The sequence below is a fragment of the Rubrobacter sp. M3-4 genome (assembly GCF_059772285.1).
Genome location: NZ_JCBAJP010000002.1, coordinates 204,621 through 229,561 on the forward strand (window position 1 = coordinate 204,621; position 24,941 = coordinate 229,561).

Here is a 24,941-nt window from a genome sequence, read left to right on the forward strand (position 1 = left end):
GAAGGCTAACAGGCATACAAAGCGTCATACAGGGCTGATCGGCCCATTTGTGGTCGCCCTTTGGGATAAACTGCGGCTCATGAGCGAGGAGAAGAGAAGCCCGCTTTGGGGCGGGAGGTTCGGGAAGAGTCCGGCTGAGGCTTTCCAGAGGATCAACGCGTCCATTCCTTTCGACGTGCGGCTCGCGCCGTACGACATCCGGGGCTCCATCGCCCACGCCCGGATGCTGGGCGAGAGGGGGATACTGGACCGGGAGGAGGCGGAGGTTCTGGTGCGGGGTCTCGAGGAGGTGATGAGCGAGTTCGAGAGGGGGGAGTTTTCCTGGTCCATAGAGGATGAAGACGTGCACACCGCCGTAGAGCGCAGGCTGCGGGAGCTCGTGGGCGACGTCGCGCTCAAACTGCACACCGGGCGCAGCCGCAACGACCAGGTGGCCCTCGATCTGCATCTCTTCTGCCGGGATGCGGCGGAAGAGATGATCCGCGGCCTGCTGGAAGCGATGGCGGCCCTCGTCGAGGTGGCCGAGAGGGAGAAAGACACAATGCTCCCCGGCTACACCCACCTGCAGCGGGCCCAGCCCATTCTGCTCCCGCACCACCTGCTCGCGCACTTCTGGGCGTTTTCCCGGGATCTTCGGCGCCTGGAGGCCGCCCGGGAGGCGGCGGGCCGTTCGCCCCTCGGGGCCGCCGCGCTCGGGGGCACCCCGCACCGGATCGATCCCGGGCTGACCGCCCGGGAGCTCGGGATGGAGCCGCTCTTGAACTCCCTCGACGCCGTCTCCGAGCGGGATTTCGCCCTCGACCTGCTGTACGCCTGCGCGGTGCTCGGGGTGCACCTCTCCCGCCTCGGCGAGGAGTGGGTGCTCTGGACCAGCCAGGAGTTCGCCTTCGCCACGCTCGACGACGCCTACTCCTCGGGCTCCTCCATCATGCCGCAGAAGAAGAACCCCGACGCCTACGAGCTCATGCGCGGGAAGGCCGGGCGCCTGATCGGGGATTTGAACGCCCTGCTCGTCGTGCTGAAGGGGCTCCCGCTCGGCTACTCAAAGGATCTGCAGGAGGACAAGGAGCCCATCTTCGACGCCGTGGATAGCGTGCTCGCGATGCTGCGGGTGCTGCCTGAGATGCTGCGGACCGCGCGCTTCGACGCCGGGCGGATGCAGGAGGCCGCCGGCGGGTTCGCGCTCGCGACCGAGCTCGCGGACTTTCTCGCCGCTCGCGGGGTTCCCTTCAGGGAGGCGCATCGTGTGGTCGGTGGGATCGTGCGCCGCTGCGAGGAGCGGGGTCTCTCGCTGCAGGAGCTGACCCCTGAGGAGCTGGCTTCTTTTCACGCAGCGCTCGGGGAATTCCCCGGACACCTCCTCACGCCGCGTGGCAGCGTCGAGAACAAGTCCTCGCGAGGATCCACCTCCCCGACCTCGGTCGAGGAGCAGCTGGGACGCGCCAGGGAGCTGCTGCAGCAGAAGACCGCGCGCTAGCGCGGCTCGTAAACGTCGAAGACGACCGGGGTGAGCTCCCCTTCGCTCACCCCGGTGCGGTACTGGATGTAGCGGGCACGCTGGAGGTAGGCCAGCGCCGTCTTTATGCGGCCTTCGAGCTCCGGGATCTCGTCCTCGAGATCCTCCAGGCGCGAGGAGTCCAGGATCACGTCGTCCTCGTCGTTTTCCTGCCACATCTCCCAGAGCCTGCGCCAGAGAGCCTCCGTCTCCGGTGTGAGCGGTTCGCGTTCTTCCATCAGGTGTGCCTCCTCAGCTCGAAGACGACGTGTGCGATCTCGGGTGCGAGCAGCTTCTCGGTGGCGAGCTTCACCGCGTTGCGCGAGCCAGGCAGGCAGGCTAGGAATTTTGCTCCGACGGCGCCGGCGACGGCGCGGCTCAGGATCGCCGCCGCCCCGACCTCCTCGTAGGAGAGCATCCGGAAGATCTCCCCGAACCCGTCGAGCTTCTTCTCGATCATGCGGCTCGCGACCTCGTAGGTGGTGTCGCGGGCCGAGATGCCGGTCCCGCCCGTGGTGATCACGGCGTCCACGTCCGCGCGGGCGAGCAGGCTGGTGAGCGTCGAGCGTATCTGGTGCGCCTCGTCTTTGACTATCTGACGGTGCACGACCTCGTGCCCGGCGCCCAGCAGCAGCTCCTCTATGGTGTCTCCGCCGGTGTCGGTCTCCTTCGTACGGGTGTCGCTTATCGTGAGTACGGCGACCCTCACCTTCTGCGGGGCCGCCTCCCGGTGCCGGCTTACGCTCTCGCTCATCGGAGCAGTCCCCCTCCCTGCAGGAAAGGGTTCCCGATCTTCTCGTCCCCTATGGTGGTCGACGGGCCGTGCCCCGGGTAGACCCGCGTCTCGTCCGGGAGGGTCAGCAGGCGCTCCTGGATCGAACGCATCAAGAGCTGCCCGTCGCCGCCGGGGAGGTCGATCCGCCCCACGCTGCCTGCGAAGAGCGCGTCCCCCGAGAGGACGAGGCCTTCCTGCTCGCAGTAGAAGGAGAGGTGCCCCGGGGCATGTCCTGGTGTGTAGAGCGCCTCGAAGGAGAGGTTCCCGACGGAGACCTTCTCTCCGTCGGCTATGTGTTCGTCCACCTGCGGTACCTTGCCGAACCTGAGCCCCATCATGACCGCCTGGGCTGGGAGCTGCTGGAGCATCGGCTCGGCCTCCTCGTGCATCAAGACCGGGCAGCCGTACTCGTCTACCATCGCGGCCACCGCCCCCACGTGGTCTATGTGGGCGTGGGTTATCACGATCTTGGAGATCTCGAGGTTCGTCTTCTCGACGGCGAGCGCTATCCGGGTCGCCTCGTCTCCTGGGTCGAAGAGTACTCCCTCGCCGGAGGTCTCGTCTCCCAGTATGTAACAGTTCTCCTGGAAGGGGCCGACCGTCAGCTTCTCCAGGATCATCGAGTCCTCTCCGGTACGCGCCGGGTGATCGTGATGCGGACCAAACGTCCTCCTATCTCTCCGCCGTCACCGAGCCGCGTAGATTATATGGTAAAAGAGCAGTCGCTTCGGTCCTGTCCCGCGCAGAGAGACTGGGAGGGGGCTCGAGCCCCCTCCCAGTCTGAAACGTCCGACGAGTTTCTCTAGAGGATCGGAAGGAATTTCTGCAGCTCGTAGGGGGTTACCTGGATCCTGTAGTCCTCCCACTCCTCCCGCTTCAGGTTCAAGAGGCGGTTGAACACGTGATCACCGAGCGTCTTGTAGAGCAGCTCCGAGTTCTCCGCCTCACGGATCGCCTCGCCGAGATCCGCCGGCAGGCTCTTGATGCCGAGCTTCTGCCGTTCCTCGGGGGTGAGGTGGTAGAGGTTCCGCTCCATCGGCTCGGGCAGTTCGTAGCCCTTCTCTATCCCCTCGAGCCCAGCGTGCAGGAGCGCCGCCAGGACGAGGTAGATGTTGGAGGCGGGATCCGGGCAGCGGATCTCGACCCTGGTCGCCTTCTCCTTGCCCGGGTGGTAGAGCGGAACCCGTACCAGGGCCGAGCGGTTGCGGCGGCTCCAGGCGATGTACACCGGCGCCTCGTACCCCGGGACCAGCCGCTTGTACGAGTTGACGTACTGAGCGAAGATTATGCTGATCTCCCGGGCGTGCCTGAGCTGCCCGGCGACGAAGGACTTCGCCTCCTTGGAGAGGAAGTACTCGTCGTTGGGGTCGAAGAAGGCGTTGCGGTCCCCGCTGAAGAGGCTCTGGTGGGTGTGCATGCCCGATCCGTTGGAGTCGCGCAGGGGTTTGGGCATGAACGTCGCGTAGACGCCGTGGTTGGTGGCGATCTCCTTCACCACCGTCTTGTATGTCATGACGGTGTCGGCCATCTTGAGGGCGTCGTCGAAGCGCAGGTCTATCTCGTGCTGGCTGACGCCCACCTCGTGGTGCGAGTATTCCACGTCGATGTCCAGGCTCTGCAGCGCGAAGATCGTCTCCCGCCTGAGCGCGGTCGCCGCATCGAGCGTGGTGAGGTCGAAGTAGCTACCGTAGTCCAGCGGCTCCGGGTTGTCCTGGCTCTTGAAGTAGAAGTACTCCAGCTCGGGGCCGACGTAGAAGTGGTCGAAGCCCATCTCCTTCGCCCGCTCGAGCGCCCGCCGGAGAACGTAGCGCGGATCGCCGACGTAGGGGTCGCCGTCCGGGGTCTGTATGTCGCAGATCATGCGGGCGGTGGGCGTGTCCTGCGGGCTCCAGGGAATGATCTTGAAGGTGGAGATATCGGGCATCGCGATCATGTCCGACTCTTCTATGTCCTGGTAGCCGGTGATCGAGGAGCCGTCGAAGCCCATCCCCCCGTCGAGGGCGTCCTCGAGCTCGTCGCGGGTTATCGCGAAGCTCTTGAGCGTCCCCAGTATGTCCGTGAACCATAGCCGGATGAACTGTACGTTGCGTTCCTCGGCGATCCTCAGAACGTCTTCACGGGTCTGGACTGTCATGGTTTTTCCTCCGAATCGAGCACTTTTCCATTCGACGGACGAATCTTAGGCGAGGCCGTTGGCGAAGGATATAGCCGCGCGTACAATCTGAAGAGCGGGAAGGCGCGGGATTTTTGTCCTGATGTCCAAAGATGACCCGTGGCCCGCCCGGGCCGCACCTGCTAAGGATACCGTGTTCACCGGGCGGGTTAGAATCCATAGACCTGAGAGGGTTCGAAGACCAGGAGGCGCGAGGCTAGAGATGAGCGAGGGGCCAGGCAGAGATCCCGAGAGGCGCCGGCGGCTTGGCCCGCTGGGGGAGGATCCATCCGAGGATACCGAGAAGACCCGGCGTGGCGTCCCGCCGCAGGATCCGGGGGCGACCCGCCGGATGGAACCCGAGGAGTGGGAGAGGCCCTACCGGAGGCCGACGAGCTCTTCCGGAGGAGAGGGTGAGACCCGGGTGATGCGCCCGGCCGTGGGGGATACGGCCGAGGTCCCGCCCGCCGCTCCCCGCCCGGCGTCGTACCGGTTCGGATTCGAAGAGAGGGAGGAGCGCCTGAAGGAGCTCTACGGCGGGGTCGACTGGCTGGCGAGCTTCCTGGGGTTCGTTTTCTGCGCCGTGACCGGGGCGGTTCTCTCCTACGTCGCCGGATTCGTGCTGCGGCCGCTGGGTTTCCCGGCGAGCGTCTCCTGGCCCCCGAGCAACACCGCCATCGCTGGCAGCGCCGTCGTCGCGGCGCTGCTGTTCCTCACCTATTTCTTCGGGGGGTACGTCGCCGGGCGGCTCGCCCGCTTCGACGGCGGGATAAACGGGGTGGTCACGCTCCTCTGGAGCGTGGTGGTGGCGTTCATCGTCGCGGCCGCCGGGCCCTTCCTGCCCTCGAGCGGCGGCAGCGCGCTCCGCGGACTCATCGAGGGCAGGGTGCTCCCGGGGCTCAACACGCTTCTCGGAGCGGGTGGTCCCGGCATCGGCGCCATCGCCGGCGCCGTCGTGGTAGCCTTGCTCGGCGGGTTTTTGGGCGGCAGGCTCGGGAGCCGCTACCACGCCGAGATAGACCGTACGAGCTGAAGCGAGAGAGGATAGGGAGATATGGGCAAGCTGCGCATCGCCGTCAGGATACTCAGGAGCCCGCTCGGGCGGCAGGTCGTCTACACCCTGGTGCGAAGCCAGCGCGTCCGCCGCACGGCGATGCACCTGGCGCTCAGGGTCATGAACCGCCGCCTGCGCCGCCGCTAGCGTAGCCTTCCGTGGCCTCGCGGGTGCGCCGGACGATCTCCTGCGCCACCTCCTCGGCCGAGCCGCTCTCACGCCACACCTCGAGCTGGCGCTCGGCCTCGGTCGGTTCGTCGAGCAGCCTCCACACCCCGGAGAGGTCGCGCCGGCCGTCCTTCTCCAGCTCGGAGACGAGGTGGTAGAGGACCTTCTTCGTCTCCACGGAGAGGTGGGTGTCGTGGTCGACGAAGGTCCCGTAGGGACCGTAGCGCTGGGCGCTCCACTTGTTCTCCTCGATCTCCCGCACCGGGCGGATGGGCCTGATCTCGCCCGAGTCGTACTCGGCGCACAGGCGGTCGCAGAGCGCCGCGGCGAGCGCGACGAGGGCCTCCGAGCGGCGGGGATCGGTCTGGGTGTCGGGGGCGCGGAACTCTATCGTGCCGAGTCTCGGGTGAGGCCGCACGTCCCACCAGATCTCCTGTAGCCCGTTTATCGTGCCGGAACGCTTGAGGAAGTCCACGTAGGAGACGTATTCCTCCCACGAGGAGAGCGGCTCCGGCAACCCGGCCCGGTGCATCGAGCGCGAGAAGATCAGGATGCGGCTGGAGAGCATCTCGCAGTGTTCGCCCTGCCAGAACGGGGAGTTCACCGAGAGGGCGAGAAAGTGGGGGACGTATTCCCTGAGACGGTTGAAGAGGTAGACGACCTTGCCGCGTCCTGAGACGGCGTAGTGGATGTGCAACGCGAAGGTGTTGTTGCGCCGGATCAGCCACCCCAGGAGCCGGTTCAGCCGCTGGTAGTGGGGTTTGTCTATGATCTCCTGCTCCCGCCAGTCGCCGAGGGGGTGCGTCCCGCTCGCTCCGAGCATCCTCCCGAGCCTCTCGGCGTGGTCGAAGAGCTCCTTTCGGCGGGCGACGAGGTCCCGGGCCACCCCGTGAGCCTCGCGGTGCACGCCCGTGTTGCTCTCGATTTCGCAGTCGATGAGCTCGCCCGTGAAGTGGCCTTCTGGGGAGGAGGCGAGTATGTTCTGAGCCCCTCCCGCGAGCTTCGCCGTCTGCGGATCGGCCAGCCAGAGCTCCTCCTCCGCCCCGACCGTTCCTTCGGGTGCCCCGGTCTCGAAGGCGTCCTCCGGGATGAGGGGCGCCTCTTCTCTGTTTTGGTCTCTCATCGTGGACCGTATATTAAGCTATCCGGAGGCTCGAGGGGACCGGGGTTAGAATTAATGGCGTGTGGCTCTCTCGAGGGGAGGTGGCGTTGGCGCAACGGGAGGACGTAAGCCGGGTTCCGGAGGGAGCCGTCGCCGCCGGGGCGATGGTCGCCCTCACCCTCGTCTACAGCGCGCCCATGCCCGGCGTGGGGTCCCGCTACACGGACGCCGGGGTGGCGCACGAGAGCAGAATGCTCTCCGCACCCGCGGTGGGCCAGGCGGTGGCCGGAGCCGGGGCACGGGGCGTGGGACAGACCGTACTGGAGGCCGTCCTCGCCTCGCGGCGGGTGGCGGGGTACGCGGACCCGAGGGCCGGAGGGTTTCTCGCTCCGCTGGCCCGGGCGGCGCTGCGGGCGGAGCCGCTGCGCTCGGTGCTGCGCGGTCTCGGGCGGGAGGACCTGCTGGCCTTCGCGCGGGCTCTCTCGGTCTCCGGGTCCGGAGGAGCGCTCGCGGGGGCCGTCCAGATCTCGCTCGAAGCCGGCGAGGAGACCACCCTGCGGGAGGTCGTGCGGTTCGCCGCCGACCGGGATCCCCTCGCCCGGGAGTACGCCCGGAACTTCGAGATCAGCGGTCAGCTCGCCCGGAACGTCCTCCTCTCCGCCCTCTCCCGCGCCGATTCGGCGCGGGCGGCGCTGGTGCACACCTACCTGGAGGTGCTCTCGGAGGTCCCAGACCTCGACGTCGCCGCCCGGGCGAACCGGCGGGAGGCGGAGGAGGTCTCGCGCATGGCCCGCGGGGTCCAGAAGAGCGGGGGGGTCTACTCCCGCAGGGGCCTGCAGGCGGTGAACAACCTCGACGGCGCGCTGCGTGCGGACTCGCGCCTCGCCCCGACGGCCACCGAGTCCCTCGTCGCTGCGGCCGCGTTCATGGTGAGCCTGGAGCACGGTCCGGAGGCGCTGAGCTACCGGCTGCAGCCGGCCCGGCAGCGCTAGGAGGCGTTTGCGACCCTGATTGCCCCGCCGCCGCGCTCCTTGGCCTAGAATTTTGGTGCAACCCGGATGGGAGACGTACGGGAAGGACTTGGTAGACGGATGAAGGCGCTTGTCATAGTCGGGCACGGATCTCACCTCAACGGCGACTCGAGCCGCCCGGTGTACGAGCACGCCGAGCGCATCAGGCGAAAGGGGGCCTTCGACGAGGTGGTGGAGTGCTTCTGGAAGGAGGAGCCCTCCATGCGCCACGTCTTCGACCTCGTCGAGAGCGACGAGGTCTACGTCGTGCCCGCGTTCATCTCCGAGGGGTACTTCACCCAGCAGGTCATCCCGAGGGAGCTCGGGTTGGAGGGGCCCGTCACCGAAAGACGCGGCAAGACGATCTACTACGCCGGCCCTCTCGGGACCTTCGAGAGGATGGCCGACGTGATCCTCGAACGGGTGGACGACCTCATGCGCGGCAAAGAGCGGTGCGAGGGACGCACGGCGCTCGTCCTCCTCGGGCACGGCACCGACCTCAACCAGAAGTCTTCGAGCGTCATCTACCTGAACGCCGGGCGCATCCGCGAACGTGGCGCCTACGACCGGGTGGAGGTGGCGTTCCTGGACCAGGAGCCCGAGGTGGGCCGGGTGGTCTCCACCGTGGAGGCGGAGAACGTGATCCTGATCCCGGTCTTCGTCGCCGAGGGCTGGCACACCCGGGAGACGATCCCCGCCGACCTTGAGCTCACCGGGGAGGTGACCCACCGGCCGGATCGGACCATCTTCTACGGGGAGCCGGTCGGCACCCATCCTTCGATGGCGGACCTCATCGTGGCCCGAGCCCGCGAGATGGAGAGCGAGGGAACGATTGCCGGCGTATCCTGAGGAGAACGTCGCGGTCTCCTCCCGCCGGGCCTTCGCCGGGTGGGTGAGGGAGGAGCCGCAGGGAAGGGTCTTCGGGCAGGTCGTCGTGCGGGCCCTGCCGCGGGGAGGGTTCGAGGTGCGCCACGTGGACGACCGGGAGAGCGAGGATCTGGAGGCCTTCTCGGACCCGGGGGATGCACGGGAGATAGCCCGGCTCACCGCCTCCGGGGAGCACCGTCCGCTCAAGAGCGCGCCGAACCTGCGCCGCGGGTGGGTGCTCCGGCTGCGTGACGAACGTCAGCTCGTGCGGGCGATGAACTACCTCTACCCCGCCGGCGTGGCGCACTGGTACCTCCTGCGCGAGGGGAGGCTGAAGACGACCAGCTTCCGCCGGAGTGCCGCGCGGCAGAGCGGGATCTACGAGCGGGTGCGGCACCTCTCGGACGAAGCGGTGCAGAACGCCGCCCGCGCCTGCTGCGGAGACGAGGTCTGCCTCAAGCGCACCCTGTGGGACGTGGACGACGGGGTTCCGCTCGAGATGGACCGCGGCGGGGGAGAGATACCCTGCCCGGAGCCGTGCAGCGTCTTCATCTCGTTCGCCCGCCGCATCCGCTACTTCGAGCGGGAGGAAGAGACCACCGAAGGGACGCTCACGCCGAGCGAGAGGGAGGATCTGACCGCCCTGGTCGAGGCCGGGGCCGAGGGGCGGCTCGCCCTGGCGCGTGAGGCCGAGTTCGAGAAGCCTCTGAACAGACGCCGCCTGCGCTACCGGGCGCTCACCCTGCTCCCGAAGCTGCGCGGGGAGCGTTAGTTTTCGACCCTCCCGCTGCGGGTATCTCCTATCTTGAGGGCATGAAGCGGCTAGAGCGGAGGTGCCGAAGTTGGCGGTCAGGAGCAGGCGCGGCAAGTCCAGAGCCTTAAGGAGAGTGGGGTGGATGCAGGACAGAGCCGCGCGGTTCGCCCCGGGGCCGCGGCGCACGGGGATGGCCCGCCGCCTCTCCAGGGTGGATCTCGGGGTGATCGGGAACCCCGGCGGGAGAGGCGGCCTCGCCGGGAGCGGAGCTCTGCGCTACGGGCTCGCGGCGCTCGTGGGGTTCGCGGCCGGTGTCATGATCTTCCGTTCGAGGAGGAGCAGGCGAGGTCCCGAGGTTTCCTTCGGCGGTATCCAGAGCCGCGAGGCCGGGACCTCCGGCGCGGAGCGCTGGGGTTCTGGCGTCACCGTCGGGGAGTCCCCCGCGCGGACGGGGGCCGGGCGGAGCTACTCGGAGCCCTCGGAGGGGCCGCTCGTCGGCGAGGAGCGCCGCCCGCGGACGGAGGTGGCGACGGGACGGGACGAGAGCGTCGAGCAGCGCATCCGCACCCAGATAGGAGAGGATCCGCGCACCGCGACGATGGCGCGGGTCAACGTGGAGGTCGATGAGGGCGTGGCCGAGCTGCGCGGCGAGGCACCCTCCGAGAACGCCCGACAGGCTGCGGGTGAGATCGCCGCGTCGACCGAGGGGGTGCGCGAGGTGCGCAACCTCATCACCGTGAACCCGGAGGCCCCCACCCGGCAGAAGGGTGGAGAGGAGTCCGACCGGTCTTCATGAGGCCTCCCGACGGAGGCGGAGAAGGTGAGGGGGGACCGAACCCCCGCCTCAGCCTCCCCGGATCATCTCGAGCAGCCGGTCTCGCTCGCGCTCCATCACCTCGCGGTCCTTCGCCTCGACGTTGAGCCTGAGGAGAGGCTCGGTGTTCGAGGGGCGCAGGTTGAACCACCAGTCTCCGAAGTCCACCGTCAGACCGTCGAGGTGGTCTATGCTGGCGCCCTCGCGGCCGGCGTAGTGTTCCTCCACCCTTTGCAGCACCGCCTGCTGATCCTCGACTTCGGAGTTGATCTCCCCGGAGCGAACGTAGGGGTCTATCGGGGCGAGCAGCTCGGAGATGGGCTTCTCCTGACGGGCGACGAGCTCGGCGACGGTGAGCATCGCGATTATCCCCGAGTCGGCGAAGTAGTTGTCGCGGAAGTAGAAGTGGCCCGAGTGCTCCCCGCCGAAGGCCGCGTTGTGCTTGCGCATCTGCGGTTTGATGATCGAATGGCCGGCCCGGGTTCGGATCGCCCTTCCGCCCTCGCGCTCTATCAGCTCGGGCAGGGCCTTCGAGCAGACCGCGCTGTAGATGATCGTCGCACCGGGCTCCTTCTCCAGGACGTTCTTGGCGACGAGCGCGGCGAGGAGGTCTCCGGAGATCGTGCGGCCCTTCTCGTCCACGATGAAGCAACGGTCGGCGTCGCCGTCGAAGGCGGCCCCGAAGTCCGCCCCCTCGGAGAGGACCCGCTCCTGCAGCTCGCGCATGTTCTCGGGCTCTATGGGGTTCGGCGGGTGGTTGGGGAAGGAGCCGTCGAGCTCGAAGTACATCGGGACCACCTCGAACGGGAGGTGCTCGAAGATGGGGGGGAGCATCTTGCCGGCCATCCCGTTGCCCGCATCCACGACGATCTTGAGCGGCCTCAGGCCCCGGGTGTCGATGAAGCTCAGGCAGTGCCTGGCGTACTCCTGTGTGATGTCGCCGTGCTCGACGGAGCCCCGGACCTCCGAGGGTCCGGGTATCTTGCCGGAGAGTATGAGATCCCTTATCTGGTAGAGACCCTCCTCGCCGGAGAGCGCGATGGCGTTCTCGCGGCACAGCTTGAACCCGTTGTACTCCTTGGGGTTGTGCGAGGCGGTGACCATGGCTCCGGCGGGCTCCTCGTGGTGCCCGACGGCGAAGTAGAGCGCGTCGGTCGAGATCATACCGAGGTCCAGCACGTCGGCTCCGGCCTCGGTCACCCCGTCTATGAACGCTTTCTCCAGCGCCTCGCCCGAGAGCCGCATGTCCCGGGCGGCTATCACCCGCGCCCCGGAGAGCCCCAGATAGTTGACGAAGGCCCGGCCTATGTCGCGGGCGACGTTCTCGTCGAGCGTGTCCGGGTAGATGCCCCGGATGTCGTACGCTTTGAAGATCGATTCGTCCATCTGCCTCTCGTACCTCCGGCTCTCGGCCGCGCTCCGTTTGCCTGCGAGACGTACGATACCCGCTCGTGGGCTCTCCTGCACGAGGCCCGGGGGGCGTTTCGTGAAATACAATGAGAAGATATGCGTCCACCCGACGATCGCTTCCCGGCCCGGGATGTCGCGGGGCATGCGGCTCGCTGAGCGCGCCGCGGTCGCCTACGCGGCGCTTTTCGTGGTCGCGCTTTCGTGGCGGGCCTACCGGGGGTACGAGGTCTTCCCCGTCGGGGAGCCCGGCCGGTCGTTGCTGCTCGGGACGCTCTCCGCCGCCGGGACCGTGGGAGCCGCGTTGCTCTGTTACCGGTTCGTCCCGGTCTTCCGCTCGCTGGCGGACGAGCTGGCGCCGGGTCTGATCGACGGCGTGAAGTTGCGCGGTCTGATCGCCACCGCGCTCTTCTCCGGGGTCGGGGAGGAGGCTTTCTTCAGGGGCGCTCTGCAGCCCGAGGTCGGGATCGTCTGGGCTTCCCTGATCTTCGGGTTGATGCACCTCGGTCCGGGATGGCGCTTTCTGCCCTGGGCGCTGTGGGCATCCCTCGCGGGTTTCGTATTCGGCTGGCTCTATCTGGCGACGGGAGGGCTGCTGGCCCCGATGGTCGCGCACGCCCTGCACAACGGGGTGATGCTCTCGCTGTGGAAGCTCGAGCGGACGAGGTGGAACCGGTGAGGGGTTTCCCGCAGACCGGGGTGGGAAGCAGACGGAGGAAGGGGCGCCGATGGCCGGCGCTCGTCTTGGTGGCCCTGCTCGTGCTCGGAGCCTGGTCGTTCGCCGGGCGCCTCTTCGAAGGACAGCTCCCGGCGAAGACGAAGAGCGTTTCGGGTGGGTTCGCGGATATAAGCGTGAGCGAGCAGGACCGGGCCTACCCACCCCCCGATACCGACCTTTTCCGCACCCGGCCGCGCAAAGTCTACGTCTACGTCGTGGTGAGAGACCTTTCGGTCTCCGGGCGCGGCGGGGTCGAGGCCAGCGTCACGCGCAAGACGAGCGGACCGCTCCTCTCGCGCCTCTCGTCCACGGGGCTGCGGGTGCGCGGCCAGCCTTCCAGGCAGCTCTACGCGGCGGGGCGGGGGGTCTCGGGGGTGTTGCGCTTCGTCGTCTCGTCGAACTCCGGGAAGTTGCCGGAGGGCCTGTACGAGGTCAGGGTGCGCTCGGCCGGAGGGGGAGAAGCGCGGAAGAGTTTCCTCGTCCGGTGAGGTGCAACCTGCGCCGCGGAGGGCGCGTATAGGGGTGTGATGCTTGATCGTCCGTCCGCCGCTGGTAAGCTTAGGTGGGCTCCGGTCCATCTTTCTTGAGATCGTCGGGAGGCGAGAGGCAGGGCTTTGCGTATATGGTGGGGTGACAGAGAAGGGCGCGAGCAGGTCCCCGCCGTCCCCAAGGGCCGGATGCAGGTGCGGGTGGTCTCGCTCGCCTTCATCGTGGCGCTCGTCTTCATCGTGCTCGTGGGGAGGCTCTGGTACCTGCAGGTCCTGACCGGGCGGCAGTATTACTCCCGTTCCCAGATGACCTCGACCCGCAAGGTCGAGATCCCCGCCGAGCGTGGCGTCATCTACGACAGGAACGGCCACGTTCTCGCCAACAACAAGCCCGCGCTCAACGTCACGGTCGTCCCGGCCAAGATCTCGCGCGCTCACCTCAAGAAACTCGCCGAGGTTCTGGGTGCCAACACCAAGGACGTGCTCGCCCGGTACGATGCGGCCAAGAAGATCAACGACGTCTACAGCCCGATCCCGGTCAAGCAGGACGTGGGCAAGGACGCCGTCATCTACATCAGCGAGCACTCCAGCGAGTTCCCCGGCGTCTCGGTCACCGACGACTTCATCCGCAACTATCCGAAAGGCAGCCTCGCCGCGCACGTGATCGGGTATGTCGGTTCGATCCCGCCGAACGAGGTCGGAAAGGGGCCGTACAAGGGGCTGCCCAACGACGCGATCGTCGGGCTCTCCGGGGTCGAGGCCCAGTATGACAACTACCTGCGGGGCAAACCCGGCTACGAGAAGTACAACGTCGACGCGCAGGGACGCATCGTGGGCAAGGGGGACAAGATAGACGCGATGGGACGCGTGGTCCCTAGCGGCTCTTCCTCCTCTTCACCCACCCCGGTCGCGGTGAAGGAACCCAAGCCGGGGGACAACCTCAAGCTGACCATCGACGCCGGGCTGCAACAGGTCGCCGAGAAGGAGCTCGAGGGCGCGATGCAGCGGGCTCGGGCGGCCGGCTACGCCGGGACGGGAGGGGCGGTCATCGCCATGAACCCCGAGAACGGTCAGATCCTCGCGCTGGCGAGCCGTCCAGCCTTCAGCCCTGAGCTCTTCGCCGGCGGGATCACCGGGAGCAAGAAGCTCGCCGAGTACAAGTATCTGATGTCTCCGCAGGCGAACTCGCCCTTCACCGACCGGGCGATAGCCGGAACCTATCCCGCGGCCTCGACGTTCAAGGCGTTCACCGGGCTCGCCGGGCTCTTCTACCACGCCATAACGCCCCAGACCACCTACACCGACACCGGGGCCTGCTGGCGTCCCACGGGCTGGACGAACGGCTGCTGGCAGAGCTGGCGCGAGTTCGACGGGACCGGAACCACCCACGGTACGGAAGACCTCGCGCAGGCGCTCGGGGACTCCAACGACAAGTACTTCTACATGGTCGCGGACCGTATCTGGAACCAGACCAACGACGTCAACCTGCTGCCTCACTTCTACCGCAGGTTCGGATTCGGCGAGAGGACCGGCGTCGATCTGCCCGGGGAGTCGGCCGGGCTCGTGCCCACGAGCCAGTGGAAGAAGGAGTACCAGAAGCAGGTAGGGGTCAAGAACCCGGAGGCCTGGACCGAGGCCGACTGGGTCAACCTCGCGATAGGTCAGGGGGGACTCCAGGTGACGCCGCTGCAGCTGATCAGGGCGTACGCGGCGATCGAGAACGGTGGAACGCTCGTGAGGCCTCATGTCGGCCTCGAGATCACCAACCAGGACGGCAAGGTCGTCAAGAGGATAGACCCCAAGCCGGTCGGGAAGGTGGGGGTGAGCCAGCAGGATCTGGCGGCCATCAAGCAGGGCCTCGCGATGGTGACGGGTCCGAGTGGCACCGCCGGGCCGCAGTTCGCGAACTCCCCGCTCAAGGTGCTTGGGAAGACCGGGACCGGACAGACCAGCGGGGACCCGGTCGGGTGGTTCGTCGGGTGGGCCGCCGGGAGGCACGACAAGCCGCCGCTCATCGTGCTGGTGATGGTCGAGCACGGGGGCAACGGCGAGGGGACGGCGGATGTGGCCGTACGCAACATACTCGAGTACTACTACGGTGTCTCTCAGAAGGGCACGTCCAGCCAGCAGTCTTCCCCGGTCCAGACCAGCGTTCCACCGCAGGATTGATGACGAGAGGGGTGATCTCACGCCGATGATGCCGACGATCTTGCTACTGTCCTTCCCCAGTCCTCCCTCTCCGGTCTTCCACATCGGGCCGCTGACGCTGCACTATTACGGGTTGTTCATCGCCCTGGGCGTCGCGGTCGCGACCTGGCTCGGGGGCAAGGAGCTGGAGCGGCGGGGATACCCCAGAGAGGTCGCCCTGGATGCGTTGATCTACGTGATCATACCCGGGCTCATCGGGGCGAGGCTCTACCATGTGGTGACCGACTACGAGCTCTACCGGGGTCATCCGTTCCCCGGGGTCTTCGAGATCTGGGACGGAGGCCTCGGCATATACGGGGCGGTCGCCGGAGGGTTGGTGGGGCTGGCCTTCTTCTGCTGGCGGCGCAAGATAGACCTGCTGCGCTTCGTGGATGCCGGCGCGCCCGGGCTCGCCTTCGCCCAGTCCATAGGACGTTGGGGCAATTACTTCAACCAGGAACTCTTCGGGCACCCCTCGAACCTGCCCTGGGCGATCAGGATAGCCCCGCAGTACCGACCGCCCCAGTACGCCCACTACACTTCGTTTCAACCCACCTTCTTCTACGAGTCCGTGTGGGACTTCTTCGTCGGGCTCACGCTGTTGTGGATCGCCCGGCGCTCCGGGTGGAACCTCAAGAAGGGGGATGTTTTCTTCCTGTGGGTGGTTCTCTACTCCTTCGGGCGATTTTTCACGACGATGATGCGGGTCGACACCGAGTTCCCGATAGTCGGGGGGATAAGCGGCAACCTGCTGGTGAGCGCCGCCCTGGTGATAGGATTTTCGCTGGTCATCTTCCTGCGGCACACCGTGGGCTCCGGCAAGGGGGCGGGGGAGAAGCAGGGGGGGTGAGGAAGTCCTGAGCCAGAGCGAAACGCTATGGCACCATAGCGTTTCGCGTATCCCTGGGGGGCTTGGCCCGCGGTATACTCATCTGGAAGAATCGTGAAGTTCGTGGCCGACCTCATAGGGCGTATCCTCATACTGTTCATCAGGCTCTACCAGCGGTTCGTCTCGCCGGCGTTCCCGCCGTCGTGCCGCTTCTACCCGAGCTGCTCGGAGTACGCCGTGCAGGCGATTCGCAAGCACGGTCCCTTCAAAGGGACTCTCATGGCAGTCTGGCGTCTCCTGCGCTGCAACCCGTTCTGCAAGGGCGGCTACGACCCGGTCAAGTAGAAAAGAGCCAGAGGCCGAGCAGCAGGAGTTCGATCCCGAGGACGGCGACGATCGGGAGCGCCGTCCTCCCGGGTTTTCTCGCGTAGAGCGATGGAGCCATGAGCCAGCCGTAGAGGGCCCCACCCACCAGACCCCCGATGTGCGCCGTGTTGCTTATGTGGGGGATGGAGAAGCCGATCCAGAGGTTGAGCACGGTGAGGATGATGAGCTGGCGCACCACGGGGTTCTCCCAGGAGAAGGCTCCGCGCCGCAGTGCGTAACCCAGGATGCCGCCGACCAGACCGAAGATGGCTCCGGACGCCCCGACCACGGCCGTATCGAAGCCGCCGAAGTAGAGGTAGGCTATCCCGCTCGCGAGGCCGCTCAGGAGGTACATGGCGAAGTAGCGGACCCTTCCGAAGGAGAGCTCGGCGAAAGAGCCCAGGAAGTAGAGCGAGAGCATGTTGAGGGCGATGTGGACGAGCCCTGCGTGCAGGAACATGCTCGTCAACAGCCGGTAGAGCTGTCCTTGTGCGACCAGCGCCGGGAGCAGCTCGCCAGCCCGGAGCACCTGCGGCGGCTGGGTGACGAGTCCCGCGTTCAGCGGGTAGCCGTAACGCACCGCTCCCAGGTAGGCCACCACGAGGTAGGCCAGGACGCTGGCCCCGATGAGGGCCGTCGTTGCGGGCAGACGCTGGATGTCTCCCTCCCCTAGAAGCCGGGGAAGCGGCCGCTGCGACCCCCGGAGCGTCCGACCTCACGCACGGCGTCACCGACCTGTACCTTGGAGAGGTCTTTGAGGGGGCCGCCGAGCATCGATTCCAGGTCGTCCTCGTCGCCCGTGCTGGTCCCGAAGCTCTGTACCTGGACGTTCTCGCCGAACATCTGGCTGAAGATGCGTTGCAGGTTCTCCTGCATCTCGCCCAGATCTCCGAACGGAGTCATCGGGCCCTGCAGCCGGGCGACGGCGAGCCGGTCCTTGACCTCGGTGACCTCGGCTCTGGCCTTCACGTCCTCCACGGTGCCGAGCGTCTCGCCGGTGTCCGGGTCCCACACCTCTTCGCCGCCGGGTGAGAAGATCTCGAAGAGCATCCCCGGCTTGACCCCGTCTTTGCTGCCGCGGTTTATGACGATCTCGTTGTTGGTGAGTATCTTGGCGACCTTGCCTTCGACTGCCATCTCAGGATCGCTCCTTGGGGTCTCTCGCTGATTCTACGAAAGGATTATATCTGCCGAAGGGTGATGTTCAGGCCGGTACAATCCCGGCATGCGATCTTCGAAGGAACGGACGGTCAGGGTGGGCCGGCACCTGCCGACCTCCGGCGGGCTCTCGAAGACCCTGCAGAGAGCGCGGGAGATGGAGCTGGAGACGCTGCAGATCTTCGTCTCCAACCCTCAGTCGTGGGCGGCGCCCGCGGAGAGGTCCGACGCGGACGATTTCGTGCGTGGTCTACGGCGGCTCGGGATCCGGCCGGCGGTTGCGCACGCGAAGTATCTGATCAACCTCTCCTCCCGCGACGACGCGCTGAGGGAACGCAGCGTAAGGGCGCTCGCGCTCGAGCTGGCCGCCGCCGGAAGTCTGGGACTTGAGCTGGTGGTGGTCCACTGCGGGAGCCACGGTGGGGAGGGGAATGAACGGGCTCTGGAGCGGCTCGTGGAGGGCCTCGAGAGGGCGCGGGAGGAGTCTCTGCGGCTCACGCCCTCTCCGGCCGACCTCGCGATAGAGAACTCCGTCGGGGCGGGAACCCAGCTCTGCTCCTCGCTGTCGGAGCTCGCGCTCGTGGCCCGGCGGGCCGGGGTCGGGGTCTGCGTCGATACGGCGCACGCCTTCGCCGCCGGGTACGACCTCTCGAATGCCGGGGCTGCAGGTCGGCTCGCGGCGGAGATGCAGGGGCTCTTCGGGGATGGGCTCGTGCTCCTGCACCTCAACGATGCGGCCAACGCCCGCGGGAGCCACCGGGATGGGCACCGGCGCATAGGGGAGGGCCGGGTGCCACTGGAGGCGTGGCGGGGGTTGCTCGCAGGTCTGCCTGGCATACCGGTCGTGATGGAGACGCCCTACGCGACGTCCGAGGTGGACATCGGACAGGTGCGCCTGGTGAAGCGGCTCGCCCGCGAGTTGCCAAAACGGTCCGGCTAAAGTTAGAATTGGCCCATGAAGGTGGAGATGCAACCCAGGCGGGAGAGAACCGACCTTCTCGCGGCGATCGGCGAGACCCTTCGCGCCGAGCGCAACGCCCGCGGCCTCACCTTGCGCGAGGTTGCCGAGCGTTCCCATATCTCCGTCTCTTACCTGGCGGAGATAGAGCGGGGGGAGAAGGACCCCTCCTCTCGAGTGCTCGAGAGCGTGGCCCACGGGCTCGAGATGGAGGTGAGCGACCTCCTCGTCCGTATAGCGGTCGCGCTGGAGCCCGCTCCCGTGCTCCCCGTTACGGAGTCCCTCGCCGCCGCCTGAGACCGCAGCTCCTGTCGCAGGGGCTGTAGAGCCCTGCCCTGTGCCGTCCCGGGTTCGTGAGCCCGCCTCCGGCGCCGCTCATCACGGGCTACCGAGGAAGTAGGGGATGAGCACGCTCAGCGTGTTGTAGGCGGCGTGCGCCGTGAAGCTCGTCGTGGTATTGAAGTGGCGTCGCAGCAGGCCGAGCCCGGACGAGATCAGGAAGAGGTAGATGAGGATCACCGAGGGGCCGTACTCGAGGTGCATCGAGGCGAAGAGCACCGAAGTCAGGGGAATCCCCAGTACGGGCTGCACCGCGCCGCGAAAGAGCGTCTCTTCGCCGAGCGCGGCACCTACGCCGAGCAGCAGGGCGAAGAGCACGGCCTGCGAGGGGGACATCCCGCCGGTCCCGAAGAGGCTCGTGGAGAGATGCCCGACTCGTCGGCTGAGCTCCGGCTGCAGCAGGGTGAACACGCGATCCGCCACGGGGGAGAGCGCGAGGGCCGCCACCACGAACAGCGCGGCGGCCGCCAGACCTCTGAGGCTCAGGTTCCCGTACCCGAGGCGTGCCAGCGTCTGGCGCAGGTTGCGCCGGACCCCGAGGCCGACGCCGCAGACGGCGACGATCACGAACGGCAGCTCCGTTCCCAGTACGGTGGTCGGTGAGAGGCGTGCTCCCTCACCCAGCGAGCGTGCCCCGAGGCTCGTGACCTGTTCGAAACCGAGGATTCCGACCAGGTTGTTGGTGAACAGCACCATCACGAAGAGCCACAGGGCGAGGAAGACCGGTGGCTCTGACCACTTCCCTCCCCGGCTCCTGCCGAGTATCTTCAGCAGCGGGGGGACGCACAGGCCGAGCCCCGCCACGCCGGCCACCAGCATCCCGATGGTCTCCAGCCGGATCAGACGCCCCGGAACGATGGACGCGGCCGCGCCCGAGACGCTCGTGACCACGAGCAACACGCCGACCAGCAGGGTGAGGAAGGAGAGGGCCAGGATGAGAACCCAGAGGGATATCTCGGCGGCCCGGCTCTTGCGGGCCCACTGGGCCCACAGGGCGAGCCCGCCGACCATGAGGGCTGCGATCAGGTTGGAGACGGTCGTCATCCAGGATCTCCATCGGTTCGGGGTGCACCTGGGAAAGGTTAGCACACGAAGACGGCCGGCCCGCTCGCCTGCGGGCCGGCCGCTCTTTCCGGGCCGGAGGGGGATCGATGGCCCAAAAAGATTCTCCCCGATCCGAATTACACGCGGGTTACCACCGGGTAACGGTTTGATAACGCCTTCTCAGGCGTCACGCTGTTCGACGTTCTCGAGCACCTCGAGGAGCGGTCCCAGCTCTCGATCTCGGGCTGCTTCGTAATCCTCCAGCGAGTCCGCCCGGCGCGCCAGCTCGATCAGGTGGCCTGTGAGGCCGCTGCCCCGCTGGCGGGAGGCGAGGATGCGCCAGCCGAGCAACCTGTAGAGGTGCGCCACACGCTCGTCTGCGCGTTCGCCCTCGAGCAGCTCCTCGAGCGCCGCGTGCAGCGCTTCGGCTTCCTCGAGCGGCATCTCGAGCCTCACGCGCCGTTCGTCACCCACGCCCTAACGCGCCTTCTCTAGGTAGATCCTGTCCCGCGTGATCACCAGGTGTACCTCCGCCGGACCGTGCCCCAGATACTCGCGCCATCTTCGGTCGAAGACGTCAGAACCGGCGGCGTCGGTCTCTATCAGGATCCCACCTTCAACCTCGCGCAGAACGGCCCGATGCTCCGAGAGCTCTCCTCGACGCACCGGGTCCCGCCGGTAGATCGAATTGCGCGAGCGGAAGCTCTGCACGCTCGAAGGGGTCGTGTTCAGCTCCTGCGCGATCCACTCGTCTCCCCGCCCCTCCTCCACCCAGCGGCGGATCTTGTCCGCGTGCGGTTTCAGCGCCACCCGTCTGCTTCCCATGGTACCTTCTCCCATAGAGGCTAAATTCTAATCTATATGTACCACTTTTGGTTATTACATGCCATATATGGGGGATCTGACCTCAACCGCGGGTCGCTTCTCTCGCGAGACGCCACATCTTCTCCGCGCTCGCTATCGAGTTGAAGTGTATCTCGACCGTGTGCTCTATCTCGCGTGCGTACCCTCCGGCCATCGTCAAGACGACGGGGAGGTGGCGCTCGTGGCATGCGCCGAGTACCATCCGGTCTCGCTCCGCGAGGGCCTCCTTGCTCACCGAGAGCCTGCCGAGGCGGTCACCGGAGAACGCGTCCGCTCCGGCCAGATAGAAGGCGATCTCGGCCTCCGATTCATCGAGGGACCGTTCGAGACCCTCCGCGAGGGCATCCAGATACGCGCCGTCTTCCGTGCCGTCCGGCAGTTCCACGTCGAGGTCGCTCTTCTGCTTGTGGAAGGGGAAGTTCTTCGCACCGTGGATCGAGAAGGTGTAGACCGTGGGGTCCCCTTCGAAGATGCTCGCCGTTCCGTTACCCTGGTGGACGTCGGTGTCGATGATGAGCGCGTGCCTTATCCCTCCCTCGTGTTGCAGGGCCCGGATCGCCACCGCCACGTCGTTGAAGACGCAGTATCCCTCACCCCGGTCGGCGAAGGCGTGGTGGGTGCCACCGGCCAGGTTGGCAGCGAAGCCCTCCTCGAGGGCCGCTGCGGAGGCTTCCAGCGTGGCCCCGCACGAACGCCGCGAGCGCTCGACCATCTGCTCAGACCAGGGGAACCCTATCCGCCGGATCTCATCGCGGGAGAGGGTGCCGGTCTTAACCCTGTCGAGGTATCCCCGGGCGTGGGCGCGCAGCAGCTCTTCGTCGGTGGCCGGGCGTGGCACACGCAGCTCTCCGGGGGAGCAGATCCCCGCCGCCTCGACCCGCTCGCGCAGCATCGCGTACTTTCGCATCGGGAAACGATGCCCTTCGGGGAGGGGCAGGACGAAGCGGTCGCTGTAGAATATCTTCAAGCGGTCTCCTCCGTGGGTTCGTACTCGTAGTGTCCTGTCGGGATGAGGAGTATATACACCCCGTCCGCACCGGCTGTGGTAGCATCCCCTACCTGGTGGAGCCTGTGGAAGAGCCCGTGCAGCAGAGTTTGTTCGAGGAAGATCCGGAGGTACATCCGCCCGAGCCGGGTCTCTACGCGGGAACCTCCGGTTGGTCTTATGCCGACTGGGAGGGAACGCTCTACCCGCCCGGTCTTCCGCCCGGCGGCCGGCTCGCGCGGTATGCCCGGCGTTATGCCACCGTAGAGATCGACTCGACCTTCTACGGCGTTCCGCGTGAAGCGACCGTGCGGCGCTGGCGACGTACGGTACCGCGGGGTTTTTCTTTCGCGGCGAAGTTCCCTCGCGAGGTCACGCACGAGAGGATGCTCGCGGGGTGCGAGGAGCCGGTGGAGCGTTTCGTCGGCGTCATGGGGTTGCTCGGCGATCGCCTGGGACCCCTCCTTCTGCAGCTTCCACCTTACCTGGAGTCCGACGCTGCCTCCCGTCTGGAGTACCTACTCGACCGGCTCCCGGAGGGGCCGCGTTACGCCGTCGAGGTGCGCCACCGGAGCTGGCTGGAATACGGGATCGAGGAGATGCTGCGACGGCGCGGGGTGGCGCTCGTGCTCGTCGACTCCCCCGGCATGCCCCGGCTCGAGGTGGCCACGGCGGGTTTCGTCTACATCCGTCTCCTGGGGGACCGGCGGGAGTTCCCCTCCGGACACACGCGACCCCTGCGTGACCGGACGGAGGATCTGTTGTGGTGGTCGCGGCGGATGGACCGCTTCCTCGCCGAGGGACGTGAGGTCTTCCTCTACGCGAACAACCACTACCAGAACCACTCCCCGAGCACCGTCGACCAGCTCCTCCGGCTGCGCGGGAGGGGCGTGTGATCCCGGTCCTCTTCAGCACCGGCTCGCTCCATACCTTCGGTCTCGTGAGGATCTTCCGCTGGGTCGCCGGGGCCGGATACGACGGCGTCGAGGTGATGATGGACGACAGGTGGGATACGCACCAGCCGGAGTATCTCCGTGCGCTCTCGGAGGAGTACGGCCTGCCGATCCGCGCGCTGCACCCGCCGCTCGGGCGCGGGATGTGGGGGGTGGACCGCGACGAGACCCTGGTGCGCGCGGCCTCGCTCGCCGCCGAGGTGGGAGCGAGGGTGCTCGTCGCCCATCCGCCGCAGGAGGGAGATCTGGAGAGCTGGCGCGAGCGCGTCCTCGCGCGGGTCCGGGCCGAGGGGGTTGCCGTGGCGGTCGAGAACCTCATCCCCCGGGTGGTGAGACGGTTCCCCTTGGGCCGTCGCACGCCGGGGCGCTGTCTGCCGGAGCAGCTGCTGGGGATGGGTGGGGTGACGCTCGACACCAGCCATTGCGCCGCGAGCGGCGTGGACATCCTGCAGGTCCTCCCGGCGCTCGCGGGGGAGCTCAGGCACGTCCATCTCTCGGACTCCCGGCTCGAAGGCGGGGACGAGCATCTCTTGCCCGGGCAGGGGAGGCTGCCTCTGCGGCGTTTCCTGCACGCGCTGCAGGGCTTCGGGTACGCCGGGGCCGTGAGCCTGGAGCTCCACCCCGAAGCCCTCGGGGCGCCGGAGGAGGAGAAGATCCTCTACCGGATGCGTGCCACGCTCGAGTACGTGCGCGAGGGGATGGAGGGTTTCCGCGCCCGCCGGTAGCGGGGCCCGGCGTGGGTTTCAGCGGGAGGGGGACGATGTCGTACGCCCGTCCGAAGACCGCTGCTTCTCGTAGGCGGCGAGGGATACACCGGACTCCGCCCGCCAGACGACCTTCGACACGTCGGCCAGAAAAGCTCCCCCTCTGCCGAGGTCGTTGGTCCCGTACTTGGTGAACTCCGCGAGGACGTAGGGATGTTTGCGGTAGAGGACGATCCCCGCGTCGTTGAACGTGCTGTCCAGCCAGCCTCCCTTGTTCGCGACCTTGACGCTCGGCGGTACGCCGGCCTCCATCCACCACTCCATGTCGTTGTGCCGCAGCAGTTGGATCATCCTGCGGCAGCTCTCCCGGCTCGCGGCCCGGCCCTCGTAGATCTCCGCCAGGATGGTCGCCATGTCGCGGGGGGTGGTGCGGTTGTCCAGGGCGGGGACGGCCGCGCGGTTGTCGCTCAGCTTCTGGTAGAGGACGGTGTGGCGGGCGCCCAGCGAGCGGGCGACCCGGTTGACGTACCCGCGGCCGCCGACGGCGCGGGTGAGCACGTTGGTCGCGACGTTGTCCGAGCGCGTGATCATGAGCCACAGATAGTCCCTTACAGGGAGTTTGGTCCCCACGGGTTCCCAGCGCAGCCCGCCGGCGCCGGGGGCTTTGTCTTCCCGGGTGATGGCGAGCTCCTCTCCGTAGGAGAGCCTGCCCTCGTCCATCCGGCGGAAGACGGCGACCATCACGGCGACCTTGATGACCGACGCGCTGAAGAACGGTTCATCCGGCCTTATGCCGTATCCCGAGCCGTTCTCGAGGTCGATGACGTAGAAGCCGGCTATGCCGGGGTACCTCCTGACGTATCTCAGCGCCCGTTCGAGGCCTGGCATGATGCGCTCCCTGTCCGGGTGGCCCGTGAAGACCGGCCGGGCCGGCTCCACCCGGGCCTTCTCGGGGGAGAGGGGAGGGGCGGAGGCGACGAGGTCCTTCGGGAAGCCCGGGAGGTCCGCTTCGGTCAGGTTCTCGCCGATGCCCAGCACCTTCCACACTCCCCGGGATCGCTCCAGGTAGACGCGTGTGGAACGTCCTCCCTCTACTTCAGCGAGCCTCACGACCCGGTAGGGGCCGGAGGCGTGCGTCGAGATCACCTCCCAGCGGCTCTTCGGCAGCGCCCGTTCGAGGGCCCGGATCGCGGCTTCGCCGGGTTTCGTCGGCCGGGGCTGCGGACCTCTCGCGAGCAGGGGGCGCTTGAGGTCCTCCGGCACGCTCCCGAGGACGGCCTCGATGTCCCTCGGGTTGCCCTTCTCCGGGTCTGGGTTCCGCTGCACGAGCACGGATCTCCGGGCGTGCCAGAGCCCGCCTTCCCGGTGCAGGAAGACGGCGTAGTAACCGTCCGGGCGGTCCGCTGAGACGCGGACCGAGGCCCAGCGGGGGTCGATCACGCTCTGCCGCGCCCCGTAGACCCCGCCGGGGAGAAGGCCCGGCAGCTCCGGAGCGACGCTCGAGTAGGCAGCCCCGGTAATGGACGACGCGATGGGGGTGGGGTGAGGAGCGCCCGCGGACGCCGGTTTCCGGTGCCCGCGGTGGTGCTCCTGCGGCGCGTGCCCGCTTCCGGGCAGCCCGCTGGCAACCAGGCCGGCGGAGAGGAGGACGATCCCCGCGAGCAACGTGAGCCTCGTGTAACGCTTTTTGGTCGCCTTGCCCATGTGCCCGGCACCTCTCAGATGTCGGAGGGTAGCAGTCCCGGATTCG

29 protein-coding genes are annotated in these 24,941 nt (G+C 67.3%); 16 read left to right on the forward strand and 13 right to left on the reverse strand.

The features are described 5' to 3' along the window. Positions 1-79: 79 nt before the first annotated feature. A complete protein-coding gene (gene argH, locus AC6EKW_RS03295; protein WP_273886955.1) occupies positions 80-1,477 on the forward strand; it encodes an argininosuccinate lyase in 1,398 nt (465 codons plus the stop codon). On the opposite strand, the gene AC6EKW_RS03300 is transcribed toward argH, so the two are convergent. The 4 genes from AC6EKW_RS03300 to AC6EKW_RS03315 form a co-directional block, all read right to left on the reverse strand. Continuing rightward, on the reverse strand, positions 1,474-1,734 hold the full coding sequence (locus AC6EKW_RS03300) for a hypothetical protein (RefSeq protein ID WP_273846277.1): 261 nt from the start codon (positions 1,732-1,734) through the stop codon (positions 1,474-1,476). The two genes, argH and AC6EKW_RS03300, sit on opposite strands and share 4 nt — an antisense overlap. Beyond that, positions 1,734-2,249 (reverse strand): MogA/MoaB family molybdenum cofactor biosynthesis protein, encoded by a 516-nt coding sequence (locus AC6EKW_RS03305; protein WP_498513697.1) that lies wholly within the window; start codon positions 2,247-2,249, stop codon positions 1,734-1,736. Before AC6EKW_RS03305 ends, AC6EKW_RS03300 begins: the two co-directional genes overlap by 1 nt. After that, complete coding sequence (locus AC6EKW_RS03310; protein ID WP_498513698.1) at positions 2,246-2,890, reverse strand: MBL fold metallo-hydrolase; 645 nt, start codon at positions 2,888-2,890, stop codon at positions 2,246-2,248. The genes AC6EKW_RS03305 and AC6EKW_RS03310 overlap by 4 nt, the downstream gene beginning before the upstream one ends. A 182-nt stretch (positions 2,891-3,072) precedes the next feature. Continuing rightward, a complete protein-coding gene (locus tag AC6EKW_RS03315) occupies positions 3,073-4,404 on the reverse strand; it encodes a glutamine synthetase family protein (protein ID WP_273886958.1) in 1,332 nt (443 codons plus the stop codon). Positions 4,405-4,645: 241 nt separating this feature from the next. On the opposite strand from AC6EKW_RS03315, the gene AC6EKW_RS03320 reads away from it, so the two are divergent. After that, positions 4,646-5,455: a hypothetical protein gene (locus tag AC6EKW_RS03320; protein ID WP_273886959.1), complete on the forward strand. Its 810-nt coding sequence runs from the start codon at positions 4,646-4,648 to the stop codon at positions 5,453-5,455. Positions 5,456-5,476: 21 nt separating this feature from the next. Then, the gene (locus AC6EKW_RS03325; protein ID WP_273886960.1) at positions 5,477-5,623 is read left to right on the forward strand and encodes a hypothetical protein; all 147 of its coding nucleotides are present in this window, start codon (positions 5,477-5,479) and stop codon (positions 5,621-5,623) included. Here AC6EKW_RS03325 and AC6EKW_RS03330 read toward each other — a convergent pair. Then, the gene (locus tag AC6EKW_RS03330; RefSeq protein WP_273886961.1) at positions 5,595-6,767 is read right to left on the reverse strand and encodes a carboxylate-amine ligase; all 1,173 of its coding nucleotides are present in this window, start codon (positions 6,765-6,767) and stop codon (positions 5,595-5,597) included. The genes AC6EKW_RS03325 and AC6EKW_RS03330 overlap by 29 nt on opposite strands. Positions 6,768-6,853: 86 nt before the next feature. Between AC6EKW_RS03330 and AC6EKW_RS03335 the strand changes: the two genes are divergently transcribed. The 4 genes from AC6EKW_RS03335 (at position 6,854) to AC6EKW_RS03350 (ending at position 10,173) form a co-directional block, all read left to right on the forward strand. Beyond that, the gene (locus tag AC6EKW_RS03335; protein ID WP_273886962.1) at positions 6,854-7,738 is read left to right on the forward strand and encodes a triphosphoribosyl-dephospho-CoA synthase; all 885 of its coding nucleotides are present in this window, start codon (positions 6,854-6,856) and stop codon (positions 7,736-7,738) included. Positions 7,739-7,837: 99 nt separating this feature from the next. Then, positions 7,838-8,605, forward strand: a complete 768-nt coding sequence (locus AC6EKW_RS03340; RefSeq protein ID WP_498513699.1) for a CbiX/SirB N-terminal domain-containing protein — start codon at positions 7,838-7,840, stop codon at positions 8,603-8,605. Beyond that, positions 8,589-9,395 (forward strand): DR2241 family protein, encoded by an 807-nt coding sequence (locus AC6EKW_RS03345; protein ID WP_498513700.1) that lies wholly within the window; start codon positions 8,589-8,591, stop codon positions 9,393-9,395. Before AC6EKW_RS03340 ends, AC6EKW_RS03345 begins: the two co-directional genes overlap by 17 nt. A gap of 124 nt (positions 9,396-9,519) precedes the next feature. Continuing rightward, positions 9,520-10,173, forward strand: coding sequence for a BON domain-containing protein (locus AC6EKW_RS03350; protein ID WP_498513701.1), 654 nt, complete (start codon positions 9,520-9,522; stop codon positions 10,171-10,173). A gap of 48 nt (positions 10,174-10,221) precedes the next feature. Here AC6EKW_RS03350 and AC6EKW_RS03355 read toward each other — a convergent pair whose 3' ends face one another. Then, positions 10,222-11,577 carry a phosphomannomutase/phosphoglucomutase gene (locus AC6EKW_RS03355; RefSeq protein ID WP_273886966.1) on the reverse strand — a complete coding sequence of 452 codons (1,356 nt, stop codon included), beginning with the start codon at positions 11,575-11,577 and terminating at the stop codon, positions 10,222-10,224. A gap of 166 nt (positions 11,578-11,743) precedes the next feature. On the opposite strand from AC6EKW_RS03355, the gene AC6EKW_RS03360 reads away from it, so the two are divergent. The 5 genes from AC6EKW_RS03360 to yidD all read left to right on the forward strand — a co-directional run bounded on the left by AC6EKW_RS03360 (position 11,744) and on the right by yidD (position 16,165). Then, positions 11,744-12,277 (forward strand): CPBP family intramembrane glutamic endopeptidase, encoded by a 534-nt coding sequence (locus AC6EKW_RS03360; RefSeq protein ID WP_273886967.1) that lies wholly within the window; start codon positions 11,744-11,746, stop codon positions 12,275-12,277. Next, positions 12,274-12,804 (forward strand): hypothetical protein, encoded by a 531-nt coding sequence (locus tag AC6EKW_RS03365; RefSeq protein WP_273886968.1) that lies wholly within the window; start codon positions 12,274-12,276, stop codon positions 12,802-12,804. The genes AC6EKW_RS03360 and AC6EKW_RS03365 overlap by 4 nt, the downstream gene beginning before the upstream one ends. A 126-nt stretch (positions 12,805-12,930) precedes the next feature. Beyond that, on the forward strand, positions 12,931-14,973 hold the full coding sequence (gene mrdA, locus AC6EKW_RS03370) for a penicillin-binding protein 2 (protein ID WP_498513702.1): 2,043 nt from the start codon (positions 12,931-12,933) through the stop codon (positions 14,971-14,973). 25 nt (positions 14,974-14,998) lie between these two features. Further along, entirely contained in the window at positions 14,999-15,841 is an 843-nt protein-coding gene (gene lgt, locus AC6EKW_RS03375) for a prolipoprotein diacylglyceryl transferase (RefSeq protein ID WP_498513703.1), read from the forward strand. Between the two features lie 93 nt (positions 15,842-15,934). After that, entirely contained in the window at positions 15,935-16,165 is a 231-nt protein-coding gene (gene yidD / locus AC6EKW_RS03380) for a membrane protein insertion efficiency factor YidD (RefSeq protein ID WP_273886971.1), read from the forward strand. Here yidD and AC6EKW_RS03385 read toward each other — a convergent pair. Further along, positions 16,158-16,766 carry a rhomboid family intramembrane serine protease gene (locus tag AC6EKW_RS03385; protein WP_273886972.1) on the reverse strand — a complete coding sequence of 203 codons (609 nt, stop codon included), beginning with the start codon at positions 16,764-16,766 and terminating at the stop codon, positions 16,158-16,160. The two genes, yidD and AC6EKW_RS03385, sit on opposite strands and share 8 nt — an antisense overlap. An 89-nt stretch (positions 16,767-16,855) precedes the next feature. Continuing rightward, a complete protein-coding gene (locus tag AC6EKW_RS03390; RefSeq protein WP_273886973.1) occupies positions 16,856-17,323 on the reverse strand; it encodes a hypothetical protein in 468 nt (155 codons plus the stop codon). Positions 17,324-17,411: 88 nt separating this feature from the next. Here AC6EKW_RS03390 and AC6EKW_RS03395 point away from each other — a divergent pair, with 88 nt between their 5' ends. Both AC6EKW_RS03395 and AC6EKW_RS03400 read left to right on the forward strand, forming a co-directional pair. After that, positions 17,412-18,284, forward strand: coding sequence for a deoxyribonuclease IV (locus AC6EKW_RS03395; protein WP_498513704.1), 873 nt, complete (start codon positions 17,412-17,414; stop codon positions 18,282-18,284). Between the two features lie 15 nt (positions 18,285-18,299). Beyond that, a complete protein-coding gene (locus tag AC6EKW_RS03400; protein ID WP_273886975.1) occupies positions 18,300-18,599 on the forward strand; it encodes a helix-turn-helix domain-containing protein in 300 nt (99 codons plus the stop codon). Positions 18,600-18,680: 81 nt separating this feature from the next. Here AC6EKW_RS03400 and AC6EKW_RS03405 read toward each other — a convergent pair whose 3' ends face one another. From AC6EKW_RS03405 to AC6EKW_RS03420, 4 genes are all read right to left on the reverse strand, one after another. Then, complete coding sequence (locus tag AC6EKW_RS03405; RefSeq protein WP_498513705.1) at positions 18,681-19,685, reverse strand: CPBP family intramembrane glutamic endopeptidase; 1,005 nt, start codon at positions 19,683-19,685, stop codon at positions 18,681-18,683. 180 nt (positions 19,686-19,865) lie between these two features. Then, entirely contained in the window at positions 19,866-20,159 is a 294-nt protein-coding gene (locus AC6EKW_RS03410) for a hypothetical protein (RefSeq protein ID WP_273886977.1), read from the reverse strand. A 3-nt stretch (positions 20,160-20,162) separates the two neighbouring features. Then, positions 20,163-20,510: a hypothetical protein gene (locus tag AC6EKW_RS03415; protein ID WP_273886978.1), complete on the reverse strand. Its 348-nt coding sequence runs from the start codon at positions 20,508-20,510 to the stop codon at positions 20,163-20,165. Positions 20,511-20,592: 82 nt separating this feature from the next. Further along, the gene (locus AC6EKW_RS03420; RefSeq protein ID WP_498513706.1) at positions 20,593-21,516 is read right to left on the reverse strand and encodes a histone deacetylase family protein; all 924 of its coding nucleotides are present in this window, start codon (positions 21,514-21,516) and stop codon (positions 20,593-20,595) included. A gap of 116 nt (positions 21,517-21,632) precedes the next feature. Between AC6EKW_RS03420 and AC6EKW_RS03425 the strand changes: the two genes are divergently transcribed. Continuing rightward, on the forward strand, positions 21,633-22,430 hold the full coding sequence (locus AC6EKW_RS03425) for a DUF72 domain-containing protein (RefSeq protein WP_498513707.1): 798 nt from the start codon (positions 21,633-21,635) through the stop codon (positions 22,428-22,430). Next, positions 22,427-23,212 (forward strand): sugar phosphate isomerase/epimerase family protein, encoded by a 786-nt coding sequence (locus tag AC6EKW_RS03430; RefSeq protein ID WP_273886981.1) that lies wholly within the window; start codon positions 22,427-22,429, stop codon positions 23,210-23,212. Before AC6EKW_RS03425 ends, AC6EKW_RS03430 begins: the two co-directional genes overlap by 4 nt. An 18-nt stretch (positions 23,213-23,230) precedes the next feature. On the opposite strand, the gene AC6EKW_RS03435 is transcribed toward AC6EKW_RS03430, so the two are convergent. Beyond that, positions 23,231-24,895, reverse strand: a complete 1,665-nt coding sequence (locus tag AC6EKW_RS03435; protein WP_498513708.1) for a serine hydrolase — start codon at positions 24,893-24,895, stop codon at positions 23,231-23,233. Positions 24,896-24,941: the final 46 nt, after the last annotated feature.

Excerpts from the sequence above, each read along its gene's own strand:
- argH (WP_273886955.1), top strand. The coding sequence starts at position 80 with ATGAGCGAGGAGAAGAGAAGCCCGCTTTGGGGCGGGAGGTTCGGGAAG.
- AC6EKW_RS03300 (WP_273846277.1), bottom strand. The coding sequence starts at position 1,734 with ATGGAAGAACGCGAACCGCTCACACCGGAGACGGAGGCTCTCTGGCGC.
- AC6EKW_RS03305 (WP_498513697.1), bottom strand. The coding sequence starts at position 2,249 with ATGAGCGAGAGCGTAAGCCGGCACCGGGAGGCGGCCCCGCAGAAGGTG.
- AC6EKW_RS03310 (WP_498513698.1), bottom strand. The coding sequence starts at position 2,890 with ATGATCCTGGAGAAGCTGACGGTCGGCCCCTTCCAGGAGAACTGTTAC.
- AC6EKW_RS03315 (WP_273886958.1), bottom strand. The coding sequence starts at position 4,404 with ATGACAGTCCAGACCCGTGAAGACGTTCTGAGGATCGCCGAGGAACGC.
- AC6EKW_RS03320 (WP_273886959.1), top strand. The coding sequence starts at position 4,646 with ATGAGCGAGGGGCCAGGCAGAGATCCCGAGAGGCGCCGGCGGCTTGGC.
- AC6EKW_RS03325 (WP_273886960.1), top strand. The coding sequence starts at position 5,477 with ATGGGCAAGCTGCGCATCGCCGTCAGGATACTCAGGAGCCCGCTCGGG.
- AC6EKW_RS03330 (WP_273886961.1), bottom strand. The coding sequence starts at position 6,767 with ATGAGAGACCAAAACAGAGAAGAGGCGCCCCTCATCCCGGAGGACGCC.
- AC6EKW_RS03340 (WP_498513699.1), top strand. The coding sequence starts at position 7,838 with ATGAAGGCGCTTGTCATAGTCGGGCACGGATCTCACCTCAACGGCGAC.
- AC6EKW_RS03350 (WP_498513701.1), top strand. The coding sequence starts at position 9,520 with ATGCAGGACAGAGCCGCGCGGTTCGCCCCGGGGCCGCGGCGCACGGGG.
- AC6EKW_RS03355 (WP_273886966.1), bottom strand. The coding sequence starts at position 11,577 with ATGGACGAATCGATCTTCAAAGCGTACGACATCCGGGGCATCTACCCG.
- AC6EKW_RS03360 (WP_273886967.1), top strand. The coding sequence starts at position 11,744 with ATGCGGCTCGCTGAGCGCGCCGCGGTCGCCTACGCGGCGCTTTTCGTG.
- lgt (WP_498513703.1), top strand. The coding sequence starts at position 14,999 with ATGATGCCGACGATCTTGCTACTGTCCTTCCCCAGTCCTCCCTCTCCG.
- AC6EKW_RS03390 (WP_273886973.1), bottom strand. The coding sequence starts at position 17,323 with ATGGCAGTCGAAGGCAAGGTCGCCAAGATACTCACCAACAACGAGATC.
- AC6EKW_RS03395 (WP_498513704.1), top strand. The coding sequence starts at position 17,412 with ATGCGATCTTCGAAGGAACGGACGGTCAGGGTGGGCCGGCACCTGCCG.
- AC6EKW_RS03400 (WP_273886975.1), top strand. The coding sequence starts at position 18,300 with ATGAAGGTGGAGATGCAACCCAGGCGGGAGAGAACCGACCTTCTCGCG.
- AC6EKW_RS03405 (WP_498513705.1), bottom strand. The coding sequence starts at position 19,685 with ATGACGACCGTCTCCAACCTGATCGCAGCCCTCATGGTCGGCGGGCTC.
- AC6EKW_RS03415 (WP_273886978.1), bottom strand. The coding sequence starts at position 20,510 with ATGGGAAGCAGACGGGTGGCGCTGAAACCGCACGCGGACAAGATCCGC.
- AC6EKW_RS03435 (WP_498513708.1), bottom strand. The coding sequence starts at position 24,895 with ATGGGCAAGGCGACCAAAAAGCGTTACACGAGGCTCACGTTGCTCGCG.